The organism is Lachnospira eligens, from assembly GCF_009680455.1.
GTDB lineage: Bacteria > Bacillota > Clostridia > Lachnospirales > Lachnospiraceae > Lachnospira > Lachnospira eligens_A.
Map to the genome: position 1 here is coordinate 70,578 of NZ_WKRD01000001.1, position 17,742 is coordinate 88,319.

General features: G+C 35.7%; 28 protein-coding genes. 7 read left to right on the plus strand and 21 right to left on the minus strand.

The window, feature by feature from the left end; all coding sequences use genetic code 11:
- Positions 1 to 3: 3 nt before the first annotated feature.
- Genes GKE48_RS00360 through GKE48_RS00370 form a run of 3 tightly spaced genes read right to left on the minus strand, consistent with a single transcriptional unit; the run spans position 4 to position 2,183 of the window.
- Entirely contained in the window at positions 4 to 1,176 is a 1,173-nt protein-coding gene (locus tag GKE48_RS00360; RefSeq protein ID WP_154300236.1) for a DNA adenine methylase, read from the minus strand.
- Between the two features lie 10 nt (positions 1,177 to 1,186).
- Positions 1,187 to 1,957 carry a protein NO VEIN domain-containing protein gene (locus GKE48_RS00365; protein ID WP_154300237.1) on the minus strand — a complete coding sequence of 257 codons (771 nt, stop codon included), beginning with the start codon at positions 1,955 to 1,957 and terminating at the stop codon, positions 1,187 to 1,189.
- 37 nt (positions 1,958 to 1,994) lie between these two features.
- Complete coding sequence (locus GKE48_RS00370; protein WP_015516009.1) at positions 1,995 to 2,183, minus strand: helix-turn-helix domain-containing protein; 189 nt, start codon at positions 2,181 to 2,183, stop codon at positions 1,995 to 1,997.
- A gap of 484 nt (positions 2,184 to 2,667) precedes the next feature.
- Here GKE48_RS00370 and GKE48_RS00375 point away from each other — a divergent pair, with 484 nt between their 5' ends.
- The gene (locus GKE48_RS00375) at positions 2,668 to 3,477 is read left to right on the plus strand and encodes a tyrosine-type recombinase/integrase (RefSeq protein ID WP_243138405.1); all 810 of its coding nucleotides are present in this window, start codon (positions 2,668 to 2,670) and stop codon (positions 3,475 to 3,477) included.
- Here GKE48_RS00375 and GKE48_RS14700 read toward each other — a convergent pair.
- The 3 genes from GKE48_RS14700 to GKE48_RS00390 all read right to left on the minus strand — a co-directional run bounded on the left by GKE48_RS14700 (position 3,412) and on the right by GKE48_RS00390 (position 5,598).
- The gene (locus GKE48_RS14700; RefSeq protein ID WP_243138406.1) at positions 3,412 to 3,837 is read right to left on the minus strand and encodes a hypothetical protein; all 426 of its coding nucleotides are present in this window, start codon (positions 3,835 to 3,837) and stop codon (positions 3,412 to 3,414) included. The genes GKE48_RS00375 and GKE48_RS14700 overlap by 66 nt on opposite strands.
- 110 nt (positions 3,838 to 3,947) lie before the next feature.
- Positions 3,948 to 5,090: a tyrosine-type recombinase/integrase gene (locus GKE48_RS00385; protein ID WP_154300238.1), complete on the minus strand. Its 1,143-nt coding sequence runs from the start codon at positions 5,088 to 5,090 to the stop codon at positions 3,948 to 3,950.
- A gap of 16 nt (positions 5,091 to 5,106) precedes the next feature.
- The gene (locus GKE48_RS00390) at positions 5,107 to 5,598 is read right to left on the minus strand and encodes a helix-turn-helix domain-containing protein (protein WP_154300239.1); all 492 of its coding nucleotides are present in this window, start codon (positions 5,596 to 5,598) and stop codon (positions 5,107 to 5,109) included.
- A 140-nt stretch (positions 5,599 to 5,738) separates the two neighbouring features.
- On the opposite strand from GKE48_RS00390, the gene GKE48_RS00395 reads away from it, so the two are divergent.
- The 6 genes from GKE48_RS00395 (at position 5,739) to GKE48_RS00420 (ending at position 8,175) form a co-directional block, all read left to right on the plus strand.
- Positions 5,739 to 5,909: a MerR family transcriptional regulator gene (locus GKE48_RS00395; protein ID WP_154300240.1), complete on the plus strand. Its 171-nt coding sequence runs from the start codon at positions 5,739 to 5,741 to the stop codon at positions 5,907 to 5,909.
- Between the two features lie 14 nt (positions 5,910 to 5,923).
- A complete protein-coding gene (locus GKE48_RS00400; RefSeq protein WP_154300241.1) occupies positions 5,924 to 6,133 on the plus strand; it encodes a hypothetical protein in 210 nt (69 codons plus the stop codon).
- Positions 6,134 to 6,145: 12 nt separating this feature from the next.
- Entirely contained in the window at positions 6,146 to 6,619 is a 474-nt protein-coding gene (locus tag GKE48_RS00405) for a hypothetical protein (RefSeq protein WP_154300242.1), read from the plus strand.
- A gap of 142 nt (positions 6,620 to 6,761) precedes the next feature.
- Positions 6,762 to 6,974 (plus strand): hypothetical protein, encoded by a 213-nt coding sequence (locus GKE48_RS00410; RefSeq protein ID WP_154300243.1) that lies wholly within the window; start codon positions 6,762 to 6,764, stop codon positions 6,972 to 6,974.
- Complete coding sequence (locus tag GKE48_RS00415) at positions 6,958 to 7,329, plus strand: hypothetical protein (RefSeq protein ID WP_154300244.1); 372 nt, start codon at positions 6,958 to 6,960, stop codon at positions 7,327 to 7,329. The genes GKE48_RS00410 and GKE48_RS00415 overlap by 17 nt, the downstream gene beginning before the upstream one ends.
- A gap of 189 nt (positions 7,330 to 7,518) precedes the next feature.
- The gene (locus GKE48_RS00420) at positions 7,519 to 8,175 is read left to right on the plus strand and encodes a hypothetical protein (RefSeq protein ID WP_154300245.1); all 657 of its coding nucleotides are present in this window, start codon (positions 7,519 to 7,521) and stop codon (positions 8,173 to 8,175) included.
- Positions 8,176 to 8,429: 254 nt separating this feature from the next.
- On the opposite strand, the gene rpsI is transcribed toward GKE48_RS00420, so the two are convergent.
- From rpsI to GKE48_RS00495, 15 genes are all read right to left on the minus strand, one after another.
- Positions 8,430 to 8,834 (minus strand): 30S ribosomal protein S9, encoded by a 405-nt coding sequence (rpsI, locus tag GKE48_RS00425; protein WP_012738606.1) that lies wholly within the window; start codon positions 8,832 to 8,834, stop codon positions 8,430 to 8,432.
- A 30-nt stretch (positions 8,835 to 8,864) separates the two neighbouring features.
- Positions 8,865 to 9,293, minus strand: coding sequence for a 50S ribosomal protein L13 (gene rplM / locus GKE48_RS00430; RefSeq protein WP_012738605.1), 429 nt, complete (start codon positions 9,291 to 9,293; stop codon positions 8,865 to 8,867).
- Positions 9,294 to 9,485: 192 nt separating this feature from the next.
- Entirely contained in the window at positions 9,486 to 10,247 is a 762-nt protein-coding gene (gene truA, locus GKE48_RS00435) for a tRNA pseudouridine(38-40) synthase TruA (RefSeq protein ID WP_154300246.1), read from the minus strand.
- A gap of 63 nt (positions 10,248 to 10,310) precedes the next feature.
- The gene (locus GKE48_RS00440; RefSeq protein WP_154300247.1) at positions 10,311 to 11,120 is read right to left on the minus strand and encodes an energy-coupling factor transporter transmembrane component T family protein; all 810 of its coding nucleotides are present in this window, start codon (positions 11,118 to 11,120) and stop codon (positions 10,311 to 10,313) included.
- Positions 11,121 to 11,130: 10 nt separating this feature from the next.
- On the minus strand, positions 11,131 to 11,976 hold the full coding sequence (locus GKE48_RS00445) for an energy-coupling factor transporter ATPase (protein ID WP_012738602.1): 846 nt from the start codon (positions 11,974 to 11,976) through the stop codon (positions 11,131 to 11,133).
- Entirely contained in the window at positions 11,957 to 12,838 is an 882-nt protein-coding gene (locus GKE48_RS00450) for an energy-coupling factor transporter ATPase (protein WP_041687893.1), read from the minus strand. The genes GKE48_RS00445 and GKE48_RS00450 overlap by 20 nt, the downstream gene beginning before the upstream one ends.
- 83 nt (positions 12,839 to 12,921) lie before the next feature.
- Entirely contained in the window at positions 12,922 to 13,458 is a 537-nt protein-coding gene (locus GKE48_RS00455; RefSeq protein ID WP_012738600.1) for a bL17 family ribosomal protein, read from the minus strand.
- 69 nt (positions 13,459 to 13,527) lie between these two features.
- Entirely contained in the window at positions 13,528 to 14,496 is a 969-nt protein-coding gene (locus tag GKE48_RS00460; protein WP_012738599.1) for a DNA-directed RNA polymerase subunit alpha, read from the minus strand.
- A gap of 57 nt (positions 14,497 to 14,553) precedes the next feature.
- The gene (gene rpsD / locus GKE48_RS00465; protein ID WP_154300248.1) at positions 14,554 to 15,147 is read right to left on the minus strand and encodes a 30S ribosomal protein S4; all 594 of its coding nucleotides are present in this window, start codon (positions 15,145 to 15,147) and stop codon (positions 14,554 to 14,556) included.
- A gap of 20 nt (positions 15,148 to 15,167) precedes the next feature.
- Entirely contained in the window at positions 15,168 to 15,563 is a 396-nt protein-coding gene (gene rpsK / locus GKE48_RS00470) for a 30S ribosomal protein S11 (protein ID WP_012738597.1), read from the minus strand.
- A gap of 33 nt (positions 15,564 to 15,596) precedes the next feature.
- Positions 15,597 to 15,971, minus strand: coding sequence for a 30S ribosomal protein S13 (gene rpsM / locus GKE48_RS00475; RefSeq protein ID WP_012738596.1), 375 nt, complete (start codon positions 15,969 to 15,971; stop codon positions 15,597 to 15,599).
- Between the two features lie 315 nt (positions 15,972 to 16,286).
- Positions 16,287 to 16,400 (minus strand): 50S ribosomal protein L36, encoded by a 114-nt coding sequence (gene rpmJ / locus GKE48_RS00480; RefSeq protein WP_003022746.1) that lies wholly within the window; start codon positions 16,398 to 16,400, stop codon positions 16,287 to 16,289.
- Positions 16,401 to 16,518: 118 nt separating this feature from the next.
- Entirely contained in the window at positions 16,519 to 16,737 is a 219-nt protein-coding gene (gene infA / locus GKE48_RS00485; protein WP_012738595.1) for a translation initiation factor IF-1, read from the minus strand.
- 16 nt (positions 16,738 to 16,753) lie between these two features.
- Positions 16,754 to 17,023, minus strand: coding sequence for a KOW domain-containing RNA-binding protein (locus GKE48_RS00490; protein ID WP_012738594.1), 270 nt, complete (start codon positions 17,021 to 17,023; stop codon positions 16,754 to 16,756).
- Between the two features lie 6 nt (positions 17,024 to 17,029).
- Positions 17,030 to 17,671, minus strand: coding sequence for an adenylate kinase (locus tag GKE48_RS00495; RefSeq protein ID WP_012738593.1), 642 nt, complete (start codon positions 17,669 to 17,671; stop codon positions 17,030 to 17,032).
- Between the last annotated feature and the right edge of the window lie 71 nt (positions 17,672 to 17,742).

Below are 17,742 nucleotides of genomic sequence, written 5' to 3' on the forward strand. Positions count from 1 at the left end.
TGATTAGTCTCCTATCTTATAATTTGTAATTAACAAATGTTGCGCATTCTTATCATTCCTGTCTTGAAAACTTACAAAATATTTCTTATCAAAAGAAAACACATACAATTGCTTACCATTTGCTGTTTTTGTACCTTCACAATATAATGAAGAAATATAATCTGTATTTTTTATAACAATCATAAAATTAGCCTTACACTCTTTTATTAGATACTCCGCTAATCTAGCTTGATCATCTTTATCAAACTCATTTTTTGCATATGTACTAAATTCAGAATCATATGGTGGATCTAAAAACACAAAATCATTCTTTTTAGGTTTATATGTATTCATAAATTCATAGAAATCCATATTCCCTATTGTTGTATTTGAAAGATGTTTAACCACATCCTTATTTTGGTAATACGCAATCTTATTTGCAAAAGATTTTCTATTATAAGAAATTCCGCCATAAGGAACATTAAATTTTCCATCCTTGTTGTATCTAAACATAGACGAATAGCACACCTGTCTAATAAAGAAGTATATCGCCGTAGCAAATTCCTTACTAATTCCTAATTCCTCTTTATTGTTCATCAGCATTCTAAAATGAGTATAAAAAGCTGCTTTTAGAGCTGATTCGATATTAGACACAACATCTTGATACGCTAAATCACCTTTTTCCCCCTCTATCTTGTGCATTCTTATCATTTTATTTTTTATACTCTTGCATAACTCATAGACAAACTCTTCAATTTGATAATTGAAATTAGTTGTAAGCAACCCATTAAATTCCTCTGCATTGGCAAGAACAAACTCTGTTATCTTATCGCCAAGTTGTTGTTTATTTAAGTTGCCATTTTTGTACATATAATATATATCCACAATTGCCTTTTCATGATGATCAACAACCTTGCTTATAATATTCCAGTTATATTCAATTGCATTCAACTTATCGAAAAACTCCTCGTTTTGTTCTTTAACCATTTCGTAAAGAGCAATCAATTCATCCGACTTATCATTTATATAATATTGTTTTGAGTCGATTGCAAAATATACAGCCCCACCACCAACAAATGGCTCATAATAATTATTAATTTTAGTAGGAAGTGCTGGTATTATATAATTCAATTCTTTTTCCTTACCACCCGGATATTTAATCAACGGTGATAATCTATTTGTTAATACATTATTCATCATAGACCTCCTACTTTTTGTAAACTACTTTATATGCAGAAACCTCTTTATCAAACACACCTTCAAACTCTGTTCCTAATACATATTCTATTTTTCCTATTTTCTCATTAATATCAAATTCGTATACTCTAGCTATAACATAATTCTCCTTATGTAACTCATAAAATGCATACTCTGATGCAGACATATAAAAAGGTGTCTCCTTTTTACCTGTTGTTGACTTAACCTCAATATATACAAGCTTTTCATCAGCATTAAATGAGCATATATCATAGCCTGCACCATCGCCATCTAACTTTGAAACATGTCTAACACTCTTCAAATATTCCGGTGCATTTTTTTTAACAAATTCAATTTGGTCATTATAAACCAATTCCTCTCCTGCATTGCCAATCAACTTTCTCTCTTTATTAATTCTTTCATAATCAAGTTTTCGCGCATAGAATACAGCAGCTCTACTTTTCTTTTGTCCCAGTTTCTCCACATAAACCTTTTCTTCAAGAACATCTTTCATCTTCTTACACTCATAAGAAACATATTTATCTATTATGCTGTCATAGTACACATTATTAAAAAACATCTTATTAGAATGTGAGCGTAGATTTCTTACTTTTTGAGAAAAATATGTATCATTTCTATTCGCTATAATAGCCATATCATGTCCTGAGGGTTGCATACGCTCAGTCAATACATCAATCAATTCCCCCATTGTAAGTTCACCATATTCTTCCACCACTTTAACTGCTTCCACCGCGATTTTACTTTCTGTGAATCTAGACATGTCTTTATCTCCTTCGCTTTTATATTTCTATCAAAAACTATTCAATGGCACTACGTCCACTTTTAACCCATGCATCTAATTCAACTCTTTTAAATTTCCATAACTTACCTATTTTATGTGCCGGAATATCAGTCTTTTTAATCCAATTTCTAATAGTGTCTTTTGTCACATCTAAATAGTTAGCTGCTGCTTCAATTCCTATCCAATCTTCCATATAATTTTCCATAGCATAAGTTCTCCCATTCTTTAATACACTATTAGAATTATAGCACATATGTTCTGTATTTTCAATATGATTTTGTGGTATTTCGTAGTATTTCTTAGTTCCACTTTTTAATAAGGAACACCGTTCCCGATGCTCCCCATCCTACCTTCTAAAACCAGCCCTAACCTTCTCATCCACCTGCCCAATACTCTCCAGAAACTTCTCCAGCAGATTCCTTCCATCCACCACAAACTGTTTCATGAAATCGTATGCTTTATTCAGTGTTTCCCGAAGTTTAGAGTTTTCAGTTTTTTATTGCTCATTATCTGGTACGAAAGACCAACGGCTGGAACTTCGACAAAGAGAAGGATAAACAAGTTCAGGATTTTATAATTATAGGATATGCTCCCACCAGAGCAGATGGCTTGCAGATGCTGGCAGACTATAATAAAAATCCATTTGATACAAAGGCTGCGAAGATGACATTTGATGATGTATATGAGGAATGGTCTGCAAGTACCCTACCGTATCAGAAGCCAATGTAAAAGGCTACACAGCCGCTTATAAGACATGTAGCAGTCTATATCATAAGGTATTCAAGGATTTAAAGCTTGTGGACTTACAGACAGTCATTGATACCTGCGGTAAAAATTATCCTACCTTAAGGAAAATCAAGGTACTGTTCAACCAGCTTTATGATTTTGCTATCAAGAATGATATCTGCAATAAGGATTATTCCACCTTTGTAGATGTTGTTCAGTATAAGGACCGCAATCCGAATAAGTATGACCGAAACAAATTCGAGAAGAAAGAAATTGAACGGATATGGGAGCAGAAAGACGATAAGTATCATCAAATCATATTGATGCTACTGTATAACGGAGTAAGAATTTCAGAATTCTTGGATTTAAAAAAGGAAAATGTCCATCTGGACGAGCAATACTTTGATGTGATTAGCAGTAAAACCGAAAACGGAATCCGAAAGGTTCCAATCGCAGATAAGGTCATAACTTTCTACAAGGCTTGGTTTGAAGATAATCCGGAATGCGAGTATCTTATCCATACACTGGATAGCAAACATTTTCAATACCGAAATTATTATGACAGCTACTTCCATCCATTGATGGAGCATCTTAAGATTGACCGCACACCACATTGCTGTAGACACACCTGTATTTCCATGTTAGCGGAGGCTGGTGTCAATCAGACGATTATTAAAAAGATTGTGGGGCACTCTGGTGCAATGACTTTAACCGAGAAAGTATATACCCACTTTGATGTTAAGGAGCTTGTAGATGCGATTAATAGAATTTGATAAACAATCAGTGCCATTCGCAGATTGCAAAGCAATCTTGCTCATGTCGCGCTGGCGCGCTATACCATCCAGCAAATATGTTTCGATTGATGCAAGCATCATCTCAACATATTCACTGTCTGTTGCACCGCTTGTAGAAACGCGCAAAAGGACATTCCCCAGTATCTCTACTGAAAAATGTCCTATACATATCAATATCTTTGTTGCATACCTGCTGCATATGTGTTGCATTCGATGTAAATTCCAGCACATCTGACGGCATTCCACAACTTCTGTAACCCTTGAAAAATGGGCTTTTCTTGATATCTTCGTTCTTGAAAGATTATCTCTTTGAGTACTAATTACATCATTTTTTATCATTTTCTATCGTCCTCTAAAGTCTTATATATCAAGGCTTTCAGCCATTTTAAAGTAACATATCTTTTTGTAATTTTCAACATTAATAAACATCATTAAACATCAAACAAACATCATTTTAAATTCAATGCTACTAAATCTGCCATTTTCTTCTTGCTACTCTCTAATACTTCTGAATATATATTAGCTGTCACTGAAACATCACTGTGTCCCAAATTTTCTGATACAAGTTTTAAATCTACTCCTGCATTTATTAATAGTGTTGCATTTGCATGGCGAAGTTTATGAAGAGATATATTACAAAAATCTGTATCCTTTATAAATCTTTTAAATTGCAAATTTAACCTACTTCTATCCTTATAATCTCCAGTTGTTGAAGTAAAAACCATATTAGGATATTTATATGTTTTCCCAACATTCTTGATTTTTTCTTTCTGTTCTTCTCTGTGATTCTGCAATATTGCTTTTAATGTATCACTCATTCCTATTGTTCTAATAGAATTTTTTGTCTTTGGAGTATCAAGCCAATGCTTGCCTCCTACATCAGCAAGATTATGTCTTATATGTATAAGCCCATTGTCAAAATCCAAATCATTCCATTGCAATGCAAGACACTCTCCTGCTCTCATTCCTGTATATAGCAATGTCTTAATAATAACTGCAAACTCTGAATATCCTGCTTCATCCAACATATTTAATAGTTCTTTAGCTTGGCTATCAGAAAGAAATGGTTTTCTCTGTTCCGCATTATATTTTTGTTTTGGGAGAATCACTCCTGCACAACATGGGCTTTCTTTAATCAATCTGCTTTCTAGTGCATAACTAAAGACACTTTGAAGAATAGTATATATCTTTTTGCATGTTGATGGCTGTACTTCCATTTTTGCAAACATATTTGTTATTGTAGTAGGAGTTATAGCTTTAAGTTTCATACTTCCCAAATATGGCAATATGTGAAGTTCTGATTGCTTTTTATAATTATATGCTGTAACCTCTTTTAATTTGTTCGGGGCATAGTTTTTAAAATATAACTCTGACAATTCAGAATACTTCATATTTTCGTCTAAATCTATCATTCCCTTACATTTCTTCTCAAACTCCATAGCATATTCTTTGACAAGTTTTTCTGCTTTCTTTGGAGTTGTTCCCTCTGGGATTCGATAAGTTGTAGTCTTTCTTATCTGTTTTCCTGCTTCATCATATCCAAGAGATACAATAATTTGATATGCACCCTTTCTTTTGCTTATCGTAGCCATATACTATTTTCCTTTCTCACATATTATCAATGATATTTATAAAATCCTTATATAACGCAAACGCTTTAGCATCTATCATATTTTTATCAACATTACTGCTCTTTAATATTCTATATTCTTCTACCCTTTCAAGCATTTTAATAAAATCGTCACTAGAAAGAAGTACATCTAGACTATTTTTACAATTTCCAAACAATTTTTTATGATTATCTCTTGATTTCATGATATTTTCTATTGCTTTTGTAGATAGCTGTGTCTGTTCTGAAATATCAGACTGTACACGATATGGAGTATCATATTCACACAACAAATAACCAACTTCACAATTAAACAACTCACATAATTTTATTAAATCACCTAATTCAATATTAGCCTTTCCATTTTCCCAAGCTGATAAAGTATTCCTGCCTATGTGCAATTCATCACATAAATCATCCTGCCTTTTATAGCCATTTTTCAACCTTTCTTCCTTAATTCTTTGTCCTACATCAATCATATTATACTTCATCTTGCTCTCCTTTCATGTTTTTAAATACATCATAATATGTTTTTAATCCATTATGTTTATTTTTATGTATTTACTTCTAGTATTGTACTACAATATAATGTATTTGTAAATAAGAATCTAAAGAAAGGAGATGTATTCAAATGCAGGAAAAAACATTTATGACAATTCGAGAAGTTGCTAAAACTGGGATTCTTTCTGAACACACCATTAGACTAATGGTTAAAGCTGGAGAAGTTCCGCACATTATGGCAGGAAACAGAGTTTTAATAAACTATCCCAAGTTCATCGAACAGTTGCAAATTACAGCTTAGAAAGGACATAGAAAATGAAAAAAGTTTATATTGCAGGTGTTGATTGTTCCATTAGTGATGCTATTAAGTATGCAATAGCAGGCAATGGAATTATTGTTCCAGAGGAGAAAAACGGAAATCCTTCACTTGAGCTAATCAATTTTACCAAGAAAGAAGCAAAAGAAATTTATAAGGAAATGTTTAATGGTACAAATACAAAAGCCAGACTTGTATTTAACCGATAACGGAGGTTAGATATGCAAGATATATCAAAAACTGTACCAAGTTATAGCATTGAATTTGAAAGAAAAACTGACTATGACGAATTACTATTGCAGTTCAATCGTATAAGAAGAACTGCATATTATCAACACAATAAGCATTATAACGAAACTGCTATTGTAATGTGCCTTAGTCACAATAAAGGTGATATGTGTAAGAAAATCACTGTAAAAACAGAAAAGGGGGGATATAAAAAGGTTTTTGTTCGTGATGAGGATAACTTGCTTTATAAGTTTGCAATACCTCATGAAGTGGATTGGCATATTCATTTTTTATCTGTCGGGAAAGGTTCAAGGTCATTGTGTGAAAAGATAACACACAACGAGAACAGACGAGCAAAAAAATGTGTAGCCAAGTTATATAGCAATAAAGGATTTATCCCTTATAACTACATCAAAGAACAGGCGAGCGTTATTCGAGAAATAGGTAATATGAGCGAATATCTTTAGAATTTGTCACAAAATTTTAGTGCTAAACAGTTTGCAACCCTTATATTTAATAGGGTTTGCAAGGATTTACAAAGTGTAATGTAATAATAATTATATTATATATAACTATTATCTTATGGTTATATAGCAGATAGGAGTTGATATGATGAAGAATTATGAAAATAGACTAAAGGCAATCAAGAAGATTGCAGACGGAAAAACAGCAAAGGTTGTATTTCTTGATTATAAGAACGGAAAGCATTATTTAGACGGGAAACCAGTTGATATTAATACTATTAAGGCAGATGTTATCATCATTGATGATATACCGGAATCTGTGGAAGGAAGTGAGACAGAAAATGAGAGTGACGGATAATGCTTTAATTTCAGCACTTTTATCTTGCCCCACAATAAAACAAGCCAGTGAATCAGTTGGACTTTCAGAGCAATCAGTTTATAGCCGATTAAGAAAGCCTGATTTTAGAACGAAACTACAAAACGCAAGAACAACACAATTTCAAGTTATTTCAAACAAGCTAGAGGACGCTAATTTTAAGGCACTGGATACACTTATCAACATTCTTGATGATAGCGAAGTATCAGCAGGAATCAAGGTTAGAGCTTCCCAAACGCTTCTTGATTTATCACTAAAGAATCGAGAGCAAGCAGACATTATAAGCAGAATTGAGAATCTTGAGCAGATGTTGGACGAACAAAGTAAACAAGTATAGTAAACTTTATTAAATATTTTTAAATTCCACGAAAGGAAGTGATTATATGAAGAATTTAGCAACAGATATTTTAAGAGCAGAGAAGAAAAAGGCTAGAATATGGCAGATTGCAACTATAGCCGTGATTATTGTAGCAGTAGCAGAATTTTTAATTATTATGAATTAATGTAGAAAAGGAGATTATTTATTATGACAAAAAGTGAAAGAGAAAAATTAACAATGACATTGGGAACTATTGGCGATTACATGATGTTGATTAACAGATACAAGGCTGATTGTATGCAGACAATTAGTAGAATATCCGCTGATAATAGCAGAACTACAGAATTTAAAAATGAGCAGATTGCAAGTTGTAAAGAATTACTTAATAAAGATATACTCTCTACAAATGCAAAAATAAAAGAATGTATAGCAGAGATTAGAAAGTTCGTTGGGAAACCTTTTGATTTATCACAGAATTATAATAATGCACTTGATTATGTTAGCACTATGCACAAAGCGGGAGCGTTAAATCCTGCAATGGTAGAGAACATTATTGATGAATATAAGGGAGATGAAAGTGTGCTGTTATATCTACGCACAAAGCTGTCAGAAATGGGTATACAGACATATCAGTTTGACGAGAATATGTTTTCCACATATGAGACTGATATAAATGGAAATCAGTCATTTATAAGTCCAACAGAATTTTTTGATGATTTAGAAAGAACTATTGACGGAGGTAATAACAACCTTATAGCGTTTGCACTAGGTAAAACAGAAAAGGTTCTCGGAATCAATAGTGTAGGTATCAGCAACTATATATCTTCAATAAGCGAAGAAAAGGAATATCCTGCTGTTATGTAATATATAGCTTGGAAACAATGATAATCTTGCTGTATTTGCGATTTTAGCTATTAATGTGTGTATTTATATCCTATGCTTTTAAATCGCAAATGCAGTAAAATTACAACTCATATTTTATAAACATTCTTTCGTCTTTGTAATAAAAAAACAGGTAGATTCATTAAAAATCTACCTGTTAAGCATCAAATAAACATCATTTTCAAGATGCAATTCTTTGAAACCCTTGTAAAATAAGGCTTTCCAAGAAAAAGATATTATCTCTTTGAGAACTGTGGAGCACGACGTGCAGCCTTGAGACCGTACTTCTTTCTTTCCTTCATTCTTGGATCTCTTGTTAAGAAACCAGCCTTCTTAAGTGATGGACGGTACTCGTCTGAATCAACCTGAAGAAGTGCTCTAGAGATACCATGTCTGATAGCACCAGCCTGACCTGTGTATCCGCCACCGTGTACGTTAACGATTACATCGAACTTGTCAGCTGTCTCTGTGAGAGCTAATGGCTGCTTTACAACAACCTTAAGTGTCTCAAGACCGAAATACTCATCAAGTGATCTCTTATTTATTGTGATATTACCTGTACCTGGTACTAAATATACTCTAGCAATACTGCTTTTTCTTCTACCTGTTCCGTAGAACTTTCCGTTTGCTTTCTTAGCCACTGTTAATTCCTCCTTATATGTGTCCTTATATTAAAACTTTAATACTTCTGGCTTCTGAGCTGCCTGCTCATGATCTGGACCAGCATAAACATGAAGCTTTGTGAACATCTGACGTCCTAAAGGTCCCTTTGGAAGCATTCCCTTAACAGCAAGCTCGATAACCTTCTCAGGCTTCTTTTCCATCATTTCCTTAAGTGTTGTTTCCTTTAAACCACCAACATAGTCTGAGTGGCTGTAATAAACCTTCTGGTCAAGCTTCTTTCCTGTAACCTTAACCTTATCAGCGTTAATTACGATAACGTTGTCACCACAGTCAAGGAATGGTGTGTAAGTTGGCTTATTCTTTCCTCTTAACACAGCAGCAACCTGTGATGCTAAACGACCTAATGTATAATCTGCAGCATCTACTACATACCATTTTCTCTCGATTGTAGATGCACTAGCCATATAAGTTTTCATTAGTTTTCCTCCTGAAATATTGCTATAATGCTTAATTATTAATGTATATAAATGTCTCTCCGGGGCATTGGTGAAACACTTAAAACCTTAATTATGGGCGCACTTATCACGCCACATTTCTGAATTATATAACACATAACCACGTGTGTCAATATACTTTTGCAAATGTTTTATCCAAAAAAGTTATCCACATCAGACAACCCTTGCGTCATCATTATCCACATATTCAATGCCAACAAGTGTAAGTCCCTGTGGAGGAGCAGTCTGCCCTGCAACAGTCCTGTCCTTTGCCTCTAACATCTGCTTCACATATTCAGGCTTGAATCTTCCTTTTCCTACCTGAATAAGCGTGCCTGTAATAATTCTTACCATGTTGTATAAGAATCCATTTCCTTTAATACGGATTATTATCTCACTGCCTTCCTGCAGAACCTCAAGTGAATATATAGTCCTGACAGTCGATTCTGCCTGAGTTCTCACACAACAGAAGCTTTTGAAATCATGTTCACCAACAATATATGCTGCAGCTTCTTTCATCTTTTCAATATCAATACTGCCTGCAACATGCCATGTGAAATTGCGCTTCTGAGGCAACGGAACAGCAGTATTAAGTATGCGGTATTCGTAAGTCTTTCTTGTGTTACAGTGCCTTGGGTGAAAATCAGAAGACACTTCCCATGAATCCTGAATAACAATTGAATCCGGCAGGAATCTGTTTAGTGCAAATGTGAATCTGTCTCCAGGTATTGTCGATTCCGTATCAAATACAGCTACATTTCCATATGCATGCACACCTGCGTCTGTACGGCTTGCTCCGGTCACATGCACATTTTCACCTGTAAGCTCGCGAATTGCCTTGTCAAGATACATTTCTATAGTTGGTGCTTCCGGCTGAATCTGCCAGCCGGAATATTCAGTTCCATCATAAGCTACGATAAGCTTTATTCTTCGCATGGCGTTCCTCCTTATTCAGCCAGAATCAGCCTATTATAAATGTAATATCTGCATGCACTCTGATTATATTAACTTAAGCGTAATCTTAACCACAATAATGCATGCAAGATACAATGCGATAATAAGATATGCATTAATATCTCTTCTGGAGTATTTCAGCGGCTTCATCTTGGTTCTTCCCTCAGAACCGTGATAACATCTCGCCTCCATAGCCATTGCAAGTTCATTTGCTCTTCTGAACGCTGATATGAATAAAGGTACAAGAATAGGTATCATAGCTTTTGCCTTCTTAATAATATTACCTGACTCAAAGTCTGCACCTCGCGCCATCTGTGCCTTCATTATCTTATCTGTTTCCTCAATAAGAATCGGGATGAACCTCAATGCAATTGACATCATCATTGCAATTTCATGAACCGGAACTTTAATGTATTTAAGAAAACCAAGTCCCTTTTCAAGCCCGTCTGTAAGGTTATTAGGCGTTGTTGTAAGTGTCATAAGGGATGAACCCATAATAAGAAAAATAAGCCTTATAACCATGAATACAGCCGTATTAAGGCCTTCATGCGTTATCGTCAGCTTCCATATCTTAATAAGAGGCGTTCCTGGTGTCAGAAACAGATTAAATGCCGCACTGATTACAATTAATATTACAATTGCCTTAAGACCTTTAAGAATGAATTTAAGAGGTATCTTTGACAGTGCAATTACTATCGCCAAAAATGCTGCTACAACCAGATACAGCCATATATTACTTCCCAGAAACAGGGATATTACGAATATTAAGGTACCCATAAGCTTAACTCTCGGGTCCAGTCTGTGTATTACCGAATCTGCCTGATAATACTGTCCTATTGTTATATCTCGAATCATATTACTTCCTTTATCCCAGTGCTGACAAAATGCTTTCCTTCGCTTCATCTATTGTGATAGCATCTGTATTAACATCAAAGCCTGCCTGTTTTAAATCATTCATCAAATAAGTTACCTGTGGTGCTGCTAGTCCTATTGCCTCCAGCTCCTTATAATGCCTGAATACATTTCTTGGAGTGTCATCATATGTCAGCACACCATCATTCATTACCATAATTCTGCTCACATAGTTAGCAACATCATCCATGCTGTGTGACACAAGAATAATAGTCATTCCTGTCTCTTCCCTTAAATACTTAAGACAATTAAGAATATCATCTCTTCCCTTAGGGTCAAGGCCAGCCGTTGGTTCATCCAGAATAAGAACATCAGGTTTCATCGCAAGTACACCTGCAATGGCAACCCTTCTCTTCTGTCCACCTGACAAATCAAATGGCGACTGATAAAACATATTATCATCTATTCCAACCAGTCTTAACGACTCAAATGCTCTGATTTCAACCTCCTTCTGTGAAAGGCCAAGGTTCTTAGGACCAAAACATACATCTTTGAATATCTCAGTCTCAAAAAGCTGGTGTTCCGGATACTGAAAAACCAGTCCTACCCTGCTTCTTAATTCTTTCATATTGAAGCCCTGCTCATATATATCTCTGCCATTGTAATATATATGACCTTCAGTCGGTTTAACAAGTCCATTAAGATGCTGTATAAATGTGGATTTACCCGAACCTGTATGACCAATAAGCCCGATAAATTCACCATCTTCTATTGCACAGCTCACATTTTTCAAAGCCTGCCTCTCAAAGCCAGTGCCTTTTTCATAAATATAGCTGATATTATCTACTATTATTGACATTGAAACCCTCATTTCTAACTCTAATGAGTTCCTCTGTAAATTCTTCTGAAGTCAATATTCCATTCTTTAATGGAACTCCTTCCTTCTGAAGTTCATAGGCTAATTCTGTAACATGCGGCACATCAAGTCTCAATTCCTTTAATTTCTCTACCTGTGAGAATATTTCTCTTGGTGTTCCTGACATTACCAGCTTTCCATCATCCATTACATAAAGCTTGTCTATATCAATTACTTCTTCCATGTAATGAGTGATAAGTATAACCGTTACATTTTCCTGCCTGTTCAATTCATGGAGCACATTAAGTACATCCTTTCGTCCCAACGGATCAAGCATTGCCGTTGGTTCATCTAAGACAATACATTTTGGCTTCATTGCTACAATTCCAGCAATCGCTATCCTCTGCTTCTGTCCTCCAGATAGCTTGTTTGGCGACTGGTTTCTGAAAGCATACATTCCTACTGCTTTCAGGCTTTTTTCAACTCGTTCCCATATTTCTTCCGTTGGAACACCAATATTCTCTGGTCCGAATCCAACCTCTTCATCAACAAGAGTTCCAACTATCTGGTTATCAGGGTTCTGAAATACCATTCCGGCAGTCTGTCTTACCTTTAAAGTATTCTCCTCTTCCCTTGTGTCCATACCATCAACCCACACAGTTCCCTCTGTCGGCATAACGAGCGCATTCAGATGTTTTGCAAATGTTGATTTACCGGAGCCATTATGACCTAACACGGCAACAAAATCGCCCTGCTTAATGTCAATACTCACATTATCAACAGCCTTAGTTATTCCCTCAACATTACCATCTTCATCTCGTCTTATATATTCAAATGTGAGGTTTTTTGCTTTAACTATTCCCATATGACCTCCTGCCCTTTTAAGTCTTACCGCAGATTCCAAAAAAAGCGGATAAGTTTCCTTACCCGCTTAAATTGCAATTGAAATTAAACTAATTCAAGAAGAACTTCCATTGCTGCATCACCTTTTCTTAAACCGATCTTAACGATTCTTGTATAACCGCCCTGACGACCAGCATACTTAGGTGCGATCTCATCAAATAACTTGTTTGTAAGATCAACAGTCTTAGTATTCTTCTTCTTTCCAGCAGCTGCTGTAGGAACTTCTGTAACTGTGTAAAGAACCTTATCCATCTGCTTTCTAGCATGAAGTCTTGAAGGAAGATCCTTCTTGATTTCCTTCTCTACTGTCTCATATACAGTAACCTTCTTACCATCAACAACTTCCTTAACTCTCTTGCCTTCAGCATCCTTCTTAGGAACCTTTGCTGAAACCTTAACTGTCTCGAAGTTGTCTTTCTCTTTAACTGCAAGTGTAATGAGCTTTTCAGCCATCTTCTTTACTTCCTTGGCTCTTGCCTCTGTAGTAACAATCTTGCCATTCTCGATTAATGCTGTTACCTGACTTCTTAATAAAGCCTTTCTCTGGCTAGATGTTCTGCCGAGCTTTCTATATTTTGCCATGATTTACCTCCATTTGTAACAGCTACACATGCGCTTATGGACTTACTGTATAGCCGCCGTATCTACAAATTAATCTTCGTTAGGTCTAAGATGTAAGCCCATTTCCTTAAGCTTAAGGAGAACTTCATCTAAAGACTTCTTACCTAAGTTTCTTACCTTCATCATATCATCTGATGTCTTGTTGCAAAGCTCTTCAACTGTGTTGATACCAGCTCTTCTAAGACAATTAGATGAACGAACAGATAATTCAAGATCTTCAATGCTCATTGAAAGGACCTTAGTAGTCTCATCCTCTTCCTGCTCAACCATGATTTCCACTTTCTGAGCGTTCTCTGAAAGATTGATGAATCCCTTTAAATGTTCACTTAAAACCTTAGCTGCGAGACTTAAAGCCTCATCTGGTTCTATTGTTCCATTAGTGAAAATATCAAGTGTAAGCTTATCAAAATCTGTATCCTGACCTACACGAGTATTCTGAACTGCCATATTAACTCTCTCTACTGGTGTGTAGATTGAATCAATAGCGATAACGCCTGCTGGCTGATCATCTCTCTTATTCTTCTCAGAGCTTACATAACCACGACCATTAGTGATTGTAAGTTCCATTGTGAGCTTGCTGTCTGCACCATTAAGATGTGCAATAACAAGATCCGGATTGATTATTTCAATATCAGGATCAACCTGAATATCTGATGCTCTAACTACACCTTCGCCTACGAAGTCAATATGTGCTTCTTTAGGCTCAACAGAATTTCCGTTGTTCTTGATTGATAACTGCTTGATGTTCATGACGATCTCAGTAACATCTTCCTTAACACCTGGAATTGAGCTGAATTCATGAAGTACACCTTCAATCTTGATACTGCTTACAGCTGTACCAACTAATGAAGAGAGCATAATTCTTCTTAAAGAATTACCTAATGTTAAACCATATCCTCTTTCGAGTGGCTCAACAACAAATTTTCCATACTTGCCATCTTCTGATTTTTCTGTCATCTCAATCTTTGGCATCTTGAAATTAAAATCTGCATCAACCATGTATAGTCCCTCCTTTTTATGGGTTTTATAAGTTTTATTCTATATTTCCGGTATGGATTACTTAGAATATAACTCGACGATAAGCATCTCGTTTACAGGAACGTCAATAACTTCTCTTGTAGGGATTGACTTAACTAATCCCTTAAGAGCGTCTGCATCTGCCTCTAACCACTCTGGAACAAGTCTTCCGTTAGTAGACTCAAGGATTTCCTTGTATCTTGCTGATGACTTAGACTTCTCTCTGATTTCGATAACATCTCCAGCCTTTACAAGGTATGAAGGGATGTTTACGCACTTACCATTAACTAATACATGCTTGTGATCAACGATCTGTCTTGCTTCTTTTCTTGTTCTAGCGAATCCTAATCTGAAAAGAACATTGTCAAGTCTGAGCTCGAGCATGATCATAAGGTTCTCACCAGTCATACCCTTCTGTCTCTCAGCCTTCTTATAGTAATTTCTGAAAGGCTTCTCTAATACACCGTAGATGAACTTAGCCTTCTGCTTCTCACGAAGCTGCATTCCATACTCGCTAACCTTTCTACCAGCGTTCTTTGCCTTTCTTCTAGATTTCTTATCTATTCCTAAATATACAGGATCCATTTCAAGAGATCTACATCTCTTGAGGACAGGTGTTCTATTAACTGCCATTGTAATCTTACCTCCCTAAATTAAACTCTTCTACGCTTTGGTGGACGGCATCCATTATGTGGAACTGGAGTAACATCCTTGATACTTGTAACTTCAAGACCAGCTGCTGAAAGTGCTCTGATAGCTGCTTCTCTACCTGAACCTGGTCCCTTAACCATAACGTCTACAGACTTTAATCCATGGATTAATGCAGCCTTTGTTGCTGTCTCAGCTGCCATCTGTGCTGCATAAGGAGTAGACTTCTTAGATCCTCTGAATCCGAGTCCACCTGCAGATGCCCATGATAAAGCATTTCCTTCTGCATCTGTTAATGTAACTATTGTATTATTGAAAGATGACTGAATATGTGCCTGTCCTCTTTCAACGTTCTTCTTAACACGCTTCTTTGTCACTTTTTTTGTAACTTTCTGAGCCATGATAACTAACCTCCTGTGAGTTTAACAATTCAATTATTTCTTCTTATTAGCTACAGTCTTCTTAGGACCCTTACATGTTCTTGCATTAGTCTTTGTCTTCTGACCTCTGCATGGAAGTCCCTTTCTATGACGGATTCCTCTGTAGCATCCGATTTCCTTTAATCTCTTAATGTTCATGGCAACTTCTCTTCTTAAGTCACCTTCTACTAAATGTTCTGGATCAGCATCGATAACCTTAGCAATCTTTGCAACTTCTTCATCTGTAAGATCCTTAACACGTGTATCTGGATTAACGCCAGCCTCTTCAAGAATCTTAGATGCTCTTACTCGGCCAATACCGTAAACATAAGTAAGTCCTATTTCAATACGCTTTTCTCTTGGTAAGTCTACACCTGAAATACGAGCCATGTGTTCTTTAACCTCCGTTTGATCAATTAAATTAATATTAATAATAAAGATAGAAAAATGTAGTCCGATTCCTACGCAGCTCGTTCTAAGCTCTATCCCCCGCTTTGAACGCCTGAAATGTGTGCGTCACCTTCAGTCTACTATATTTGATAGCAATGAACACCGTCAACTTATCCGGATGTGTCATCGCTGCAGCCGCAAAACTGTTCTCTGTCCATTATATTAAAGACAGAATTAGTTATAATACCAACTAGTGACATTGATACTATAACGCAGAAATATGAGAAGTACTTCTACTTCTCTGCTTCAGGGTAATTAGCCCTGTCTCTGCTTGTGCTTAGGGTTTTCACAGATAATTCTGATGCTGCCCTTTCTTTTAATGACTTTGCATTTTTCACAAATTGGTTTAACTGATGATCTAACCTTCACTGCAAAAGCCTCCTTTCAGACAAGTTCGGTTGCTATTATAGCACAACCTTTTCTATCAACGCAAGGAAAATTTTACAAAATTTATAAAGAATATTTTGTACATATATTCCTATTGTTTTTATTTATCTCTCCAAATGATTCTTCCCTTTGTTAAATCGTATGGTGATAACTCAATTGTTACCTTATCACCAGGAAGAATTCTGATGAAGTTCATTCTTAACTTACCACTGATTGTAGCAAGTATCTGATGTCCATTCTCAAGTTCTACTTTAAAAAATGCATTAGGTAATTTCTCAACTACCTTTCCTTCAATTTCAATTACATCTGCCTTTGACATATAAGTTTACCTCCTATTATTTGGCACTGGTTTTAATCTGCTTAATCGCATATTTTATTTCTTCATTACTTATAAACAGGTTTTTCTCTATCTTTTCTGCAAGATCACTATCTTTTTGTTTTATGAGCTGAACATGTTTCAGCTTTTTCTTTTTAAGTTTATCTGTCGGTCTTAATTTACCGTCCGACAGATAAACATATACATCATCAGATTCGAGAATCATATACACAGTACCTTTGTCATGGCCTGCTTTAGAACTTGCAAAATATCCCTTTATATCACTCATAGATGATTAACCTAAGATCTTAACTATTGCAGCAAATACATCATCCATAGGCTGTGTACCATCAACTTCCTTAAGTACACCCTTTCCTGAATAGTATTCAATCAATGGCTGTGTCTGCTCATGATATACTGAAAGTCTGTTCTTTACTGTCTCTGGCTTATCGTCATCTCTTAAGATAAGCTTCTCGCCACATGCATCACATATTCCTTCAACCTTTGTTGGATTGAACTGGATATGGTATGTTGCTCCACAACCTACACATGCTCTTCTTCCAGACATTCTGTTTATTATATTTTCATCAGGAACTTCGACATTGATTGCATAGTCAACTGACTCTCCATTAGCACTAAGAGCCTTATCAAGTGCCTCTGCCTGAGGAATTGTTCTTGGGAATCCATCAAGTACATATCCGTTAGCACAATCCGCTTCCTTGAATCTGTCCATGATAAGATCTACTACTAATTCATCAGGTACGAGCTCTCCCTTATCCATGTATGTCTTTGCCTTCTGTCCAAGCTCTGTATTGTTCTTAATATTAGCTCTGAAAATATCTCCTGTAGAGATATGTGGTATAGCATATTTTGCTGCTATCTTCTTAGCCTGTGTACCTTTACCTGCTCCTGGAGCACCTAACATAATTATCTTCATAATATTTTCTCCATTCCAAAATCATAAATATTCGTAATAAATCATAATACACAAAGGACTTACCCGGCATA

Coding starts and splice junctions, on each gene's coding strand:
- GKE48_RS00360 (WP_154300236.1), bottom strand. CDS start 1,176: ATGAATAATGTATTAACAAATAGATTATCACCGTTGATTAAATATCCG.
- GKE48_RS00365 (WP_154300237.1), bottom strand. CDS start 1,957: ATGTCTAGATTCACAGAAAGTAAAATCGCGGTGGAAGCAGTTAAAGTG.
- GKE48_RS00370 (WP_015516009.1), bottom strand. CDS start 2,183: ATGGAAAATTATATGGAAGATTGGATAGGAATTGAAGCAGCAGCTAAC.
- GKE48_RS00375 (WP_243138405.1), top strand. CDS start 2,668: ATGGTCTGCAAGTACCCTACCGTATCAGAAGCCAATGTAAAAGGCTAC.
- GKE48_RS14700 (WP_243138406.1), bottom strand. CDS start 3,837: ATGATAAAAAATGATGTAATTAGTACTCAAAGAGATAATCTTTCAAGA.
- GKE48_RS00385 (WP_154300238.1), bottom strand. CDS start 5,090: ATGGCTACGATAAGCAAAAGAAAGGGTGCATATCAAATTATTGTATCT.
- GKE48_RS00390 (WP_154300239.1), bottom strand. CDS start 5,598: ATGAAGTATAATATGATTGATGTAGGACAAAGAATTAAGGAAGAAAGG.
- GKE48_RS00395 (WP_154300240.1), top strand. CDS start 5,739: ATGCAGGAAAAAACATTTATGACAATTCGAGAAGTTGCTAAAACTGGG.
- GKE48_RS00400 (WP_154300241.1), top strand. CDS start 5,924: ATGAAAAAAGTTTATATTGCAGGTGTTGATTGTTCCATTAGTGATGCT.
- GKE48_RS00405 (WP_154300242.1), top strand. CDS start 6,146: ATGCAAGATATATCAAAAACTGTACCAAGTTATAGCATTGAATTTGAA.
- GKE48_RS00410 (WP_154300243.1), top strand. CDS start 6,762: ATGATGAAGAATTATGAAAATAGACTAAAGGCAATCAAGAAGATTGCA.
- GKE48_RS00415 (WP_154300244.1), top strand. CDS start 6,958: ATGAGAGTGACGGATAATGCTTTAATTTCAGCACTTTTATCTTGCCCC.
- GKE48_RS00420 (WP_154300245.1), top strand. CDS start 7,519: ATGACAAAAAGTGAAAGAGAAAAATTAACAATGACATTGGGAACTATT.
- rplM (WP_012738605.1), bottom strand. CDS start 9,293: ATGAAAACTTATATGGCTAGTGCATCTACAATCGAGAGAAAATGGTAT.
- truA (WP_154300246.1), bottom strand. CDS start 10,247: ATGCGAAGAATAAAGCTTATCGTAGCTTATGATGGAACTGAATATTCC.
- GKE48_RS00440 (WP_154300247.1), bottom strand. CDS start 11,120: ATGATTCGAGATATAACAATAGGACAGTATTATCAGGCAGATTCGGTA.
- GKE48_RS00445 (WP_012738602.1), bottom strand. CDS start 11,976: ATGTCAATAATAGTAGATAATATCAGCTATATTTATGAAAAAGGCACT.
- GKE48_RS00450 (WP_041687893.1), bottom strand. CDS start 12,838: ATGGGAATAGTTAAAGCAAAAAACCTCACATTTGAATATATAAGACGA.
- GKE48_RS00455 (WP_012738600.1), bottom strand. CDS start 13,458: ATGGCAAAATATAGAAAGCTCGGCAGAACATCTAGCCAGAGAAAGGCT.
- GKE48_RS00460 (WP_012738599.1), bottom strand. CDS start 14,496: ATGGTTGATGCAGATTTTAATTTCAAGATGCCAAAGATTGAGATGACA.
- rpsD (WP_154300248.1), bottom strand. CDS start 15,147: ATGGCAGTTAATAGAACACCTGTCCTCAAGAGATGTAGATCTCTTGAA.
- rpsK (WP_012738597.1), bottom strand. CDS start 15,563: ATGGCTCAGAAAGTTACAAAAAAAGTGACAAAGAAGCGTGTTAAGAAG.
- rpsM (WP_012738596.1), bottom strand. CDS start 15,971: ATGGCTCGTATTTCAGGTGTAGACTTACCAAGAGAAAAGCGTATTGAA.
- infA (WP_012738595.1), bottom strand. CDS start 16,737: ATGTCAAAGGCAGATGTAATTGAAATTGAAGGAAAGGTAGTTGAGAAA.
- GKE48_RS00490 (WP_012738594.1), bottom strand. CDS start 17,023: ATGAGTGATATAAAGGGATATTTTGCAAGTTCTAAAGCAGGCCATGAC.
- GKE48_RS00495 (WP_012738593.1), bottom strand. CDS start 17,671: ATGAAGATAATTATGTTAGGTGCTCCAGGAGCAGGTAAAGGTACACAG.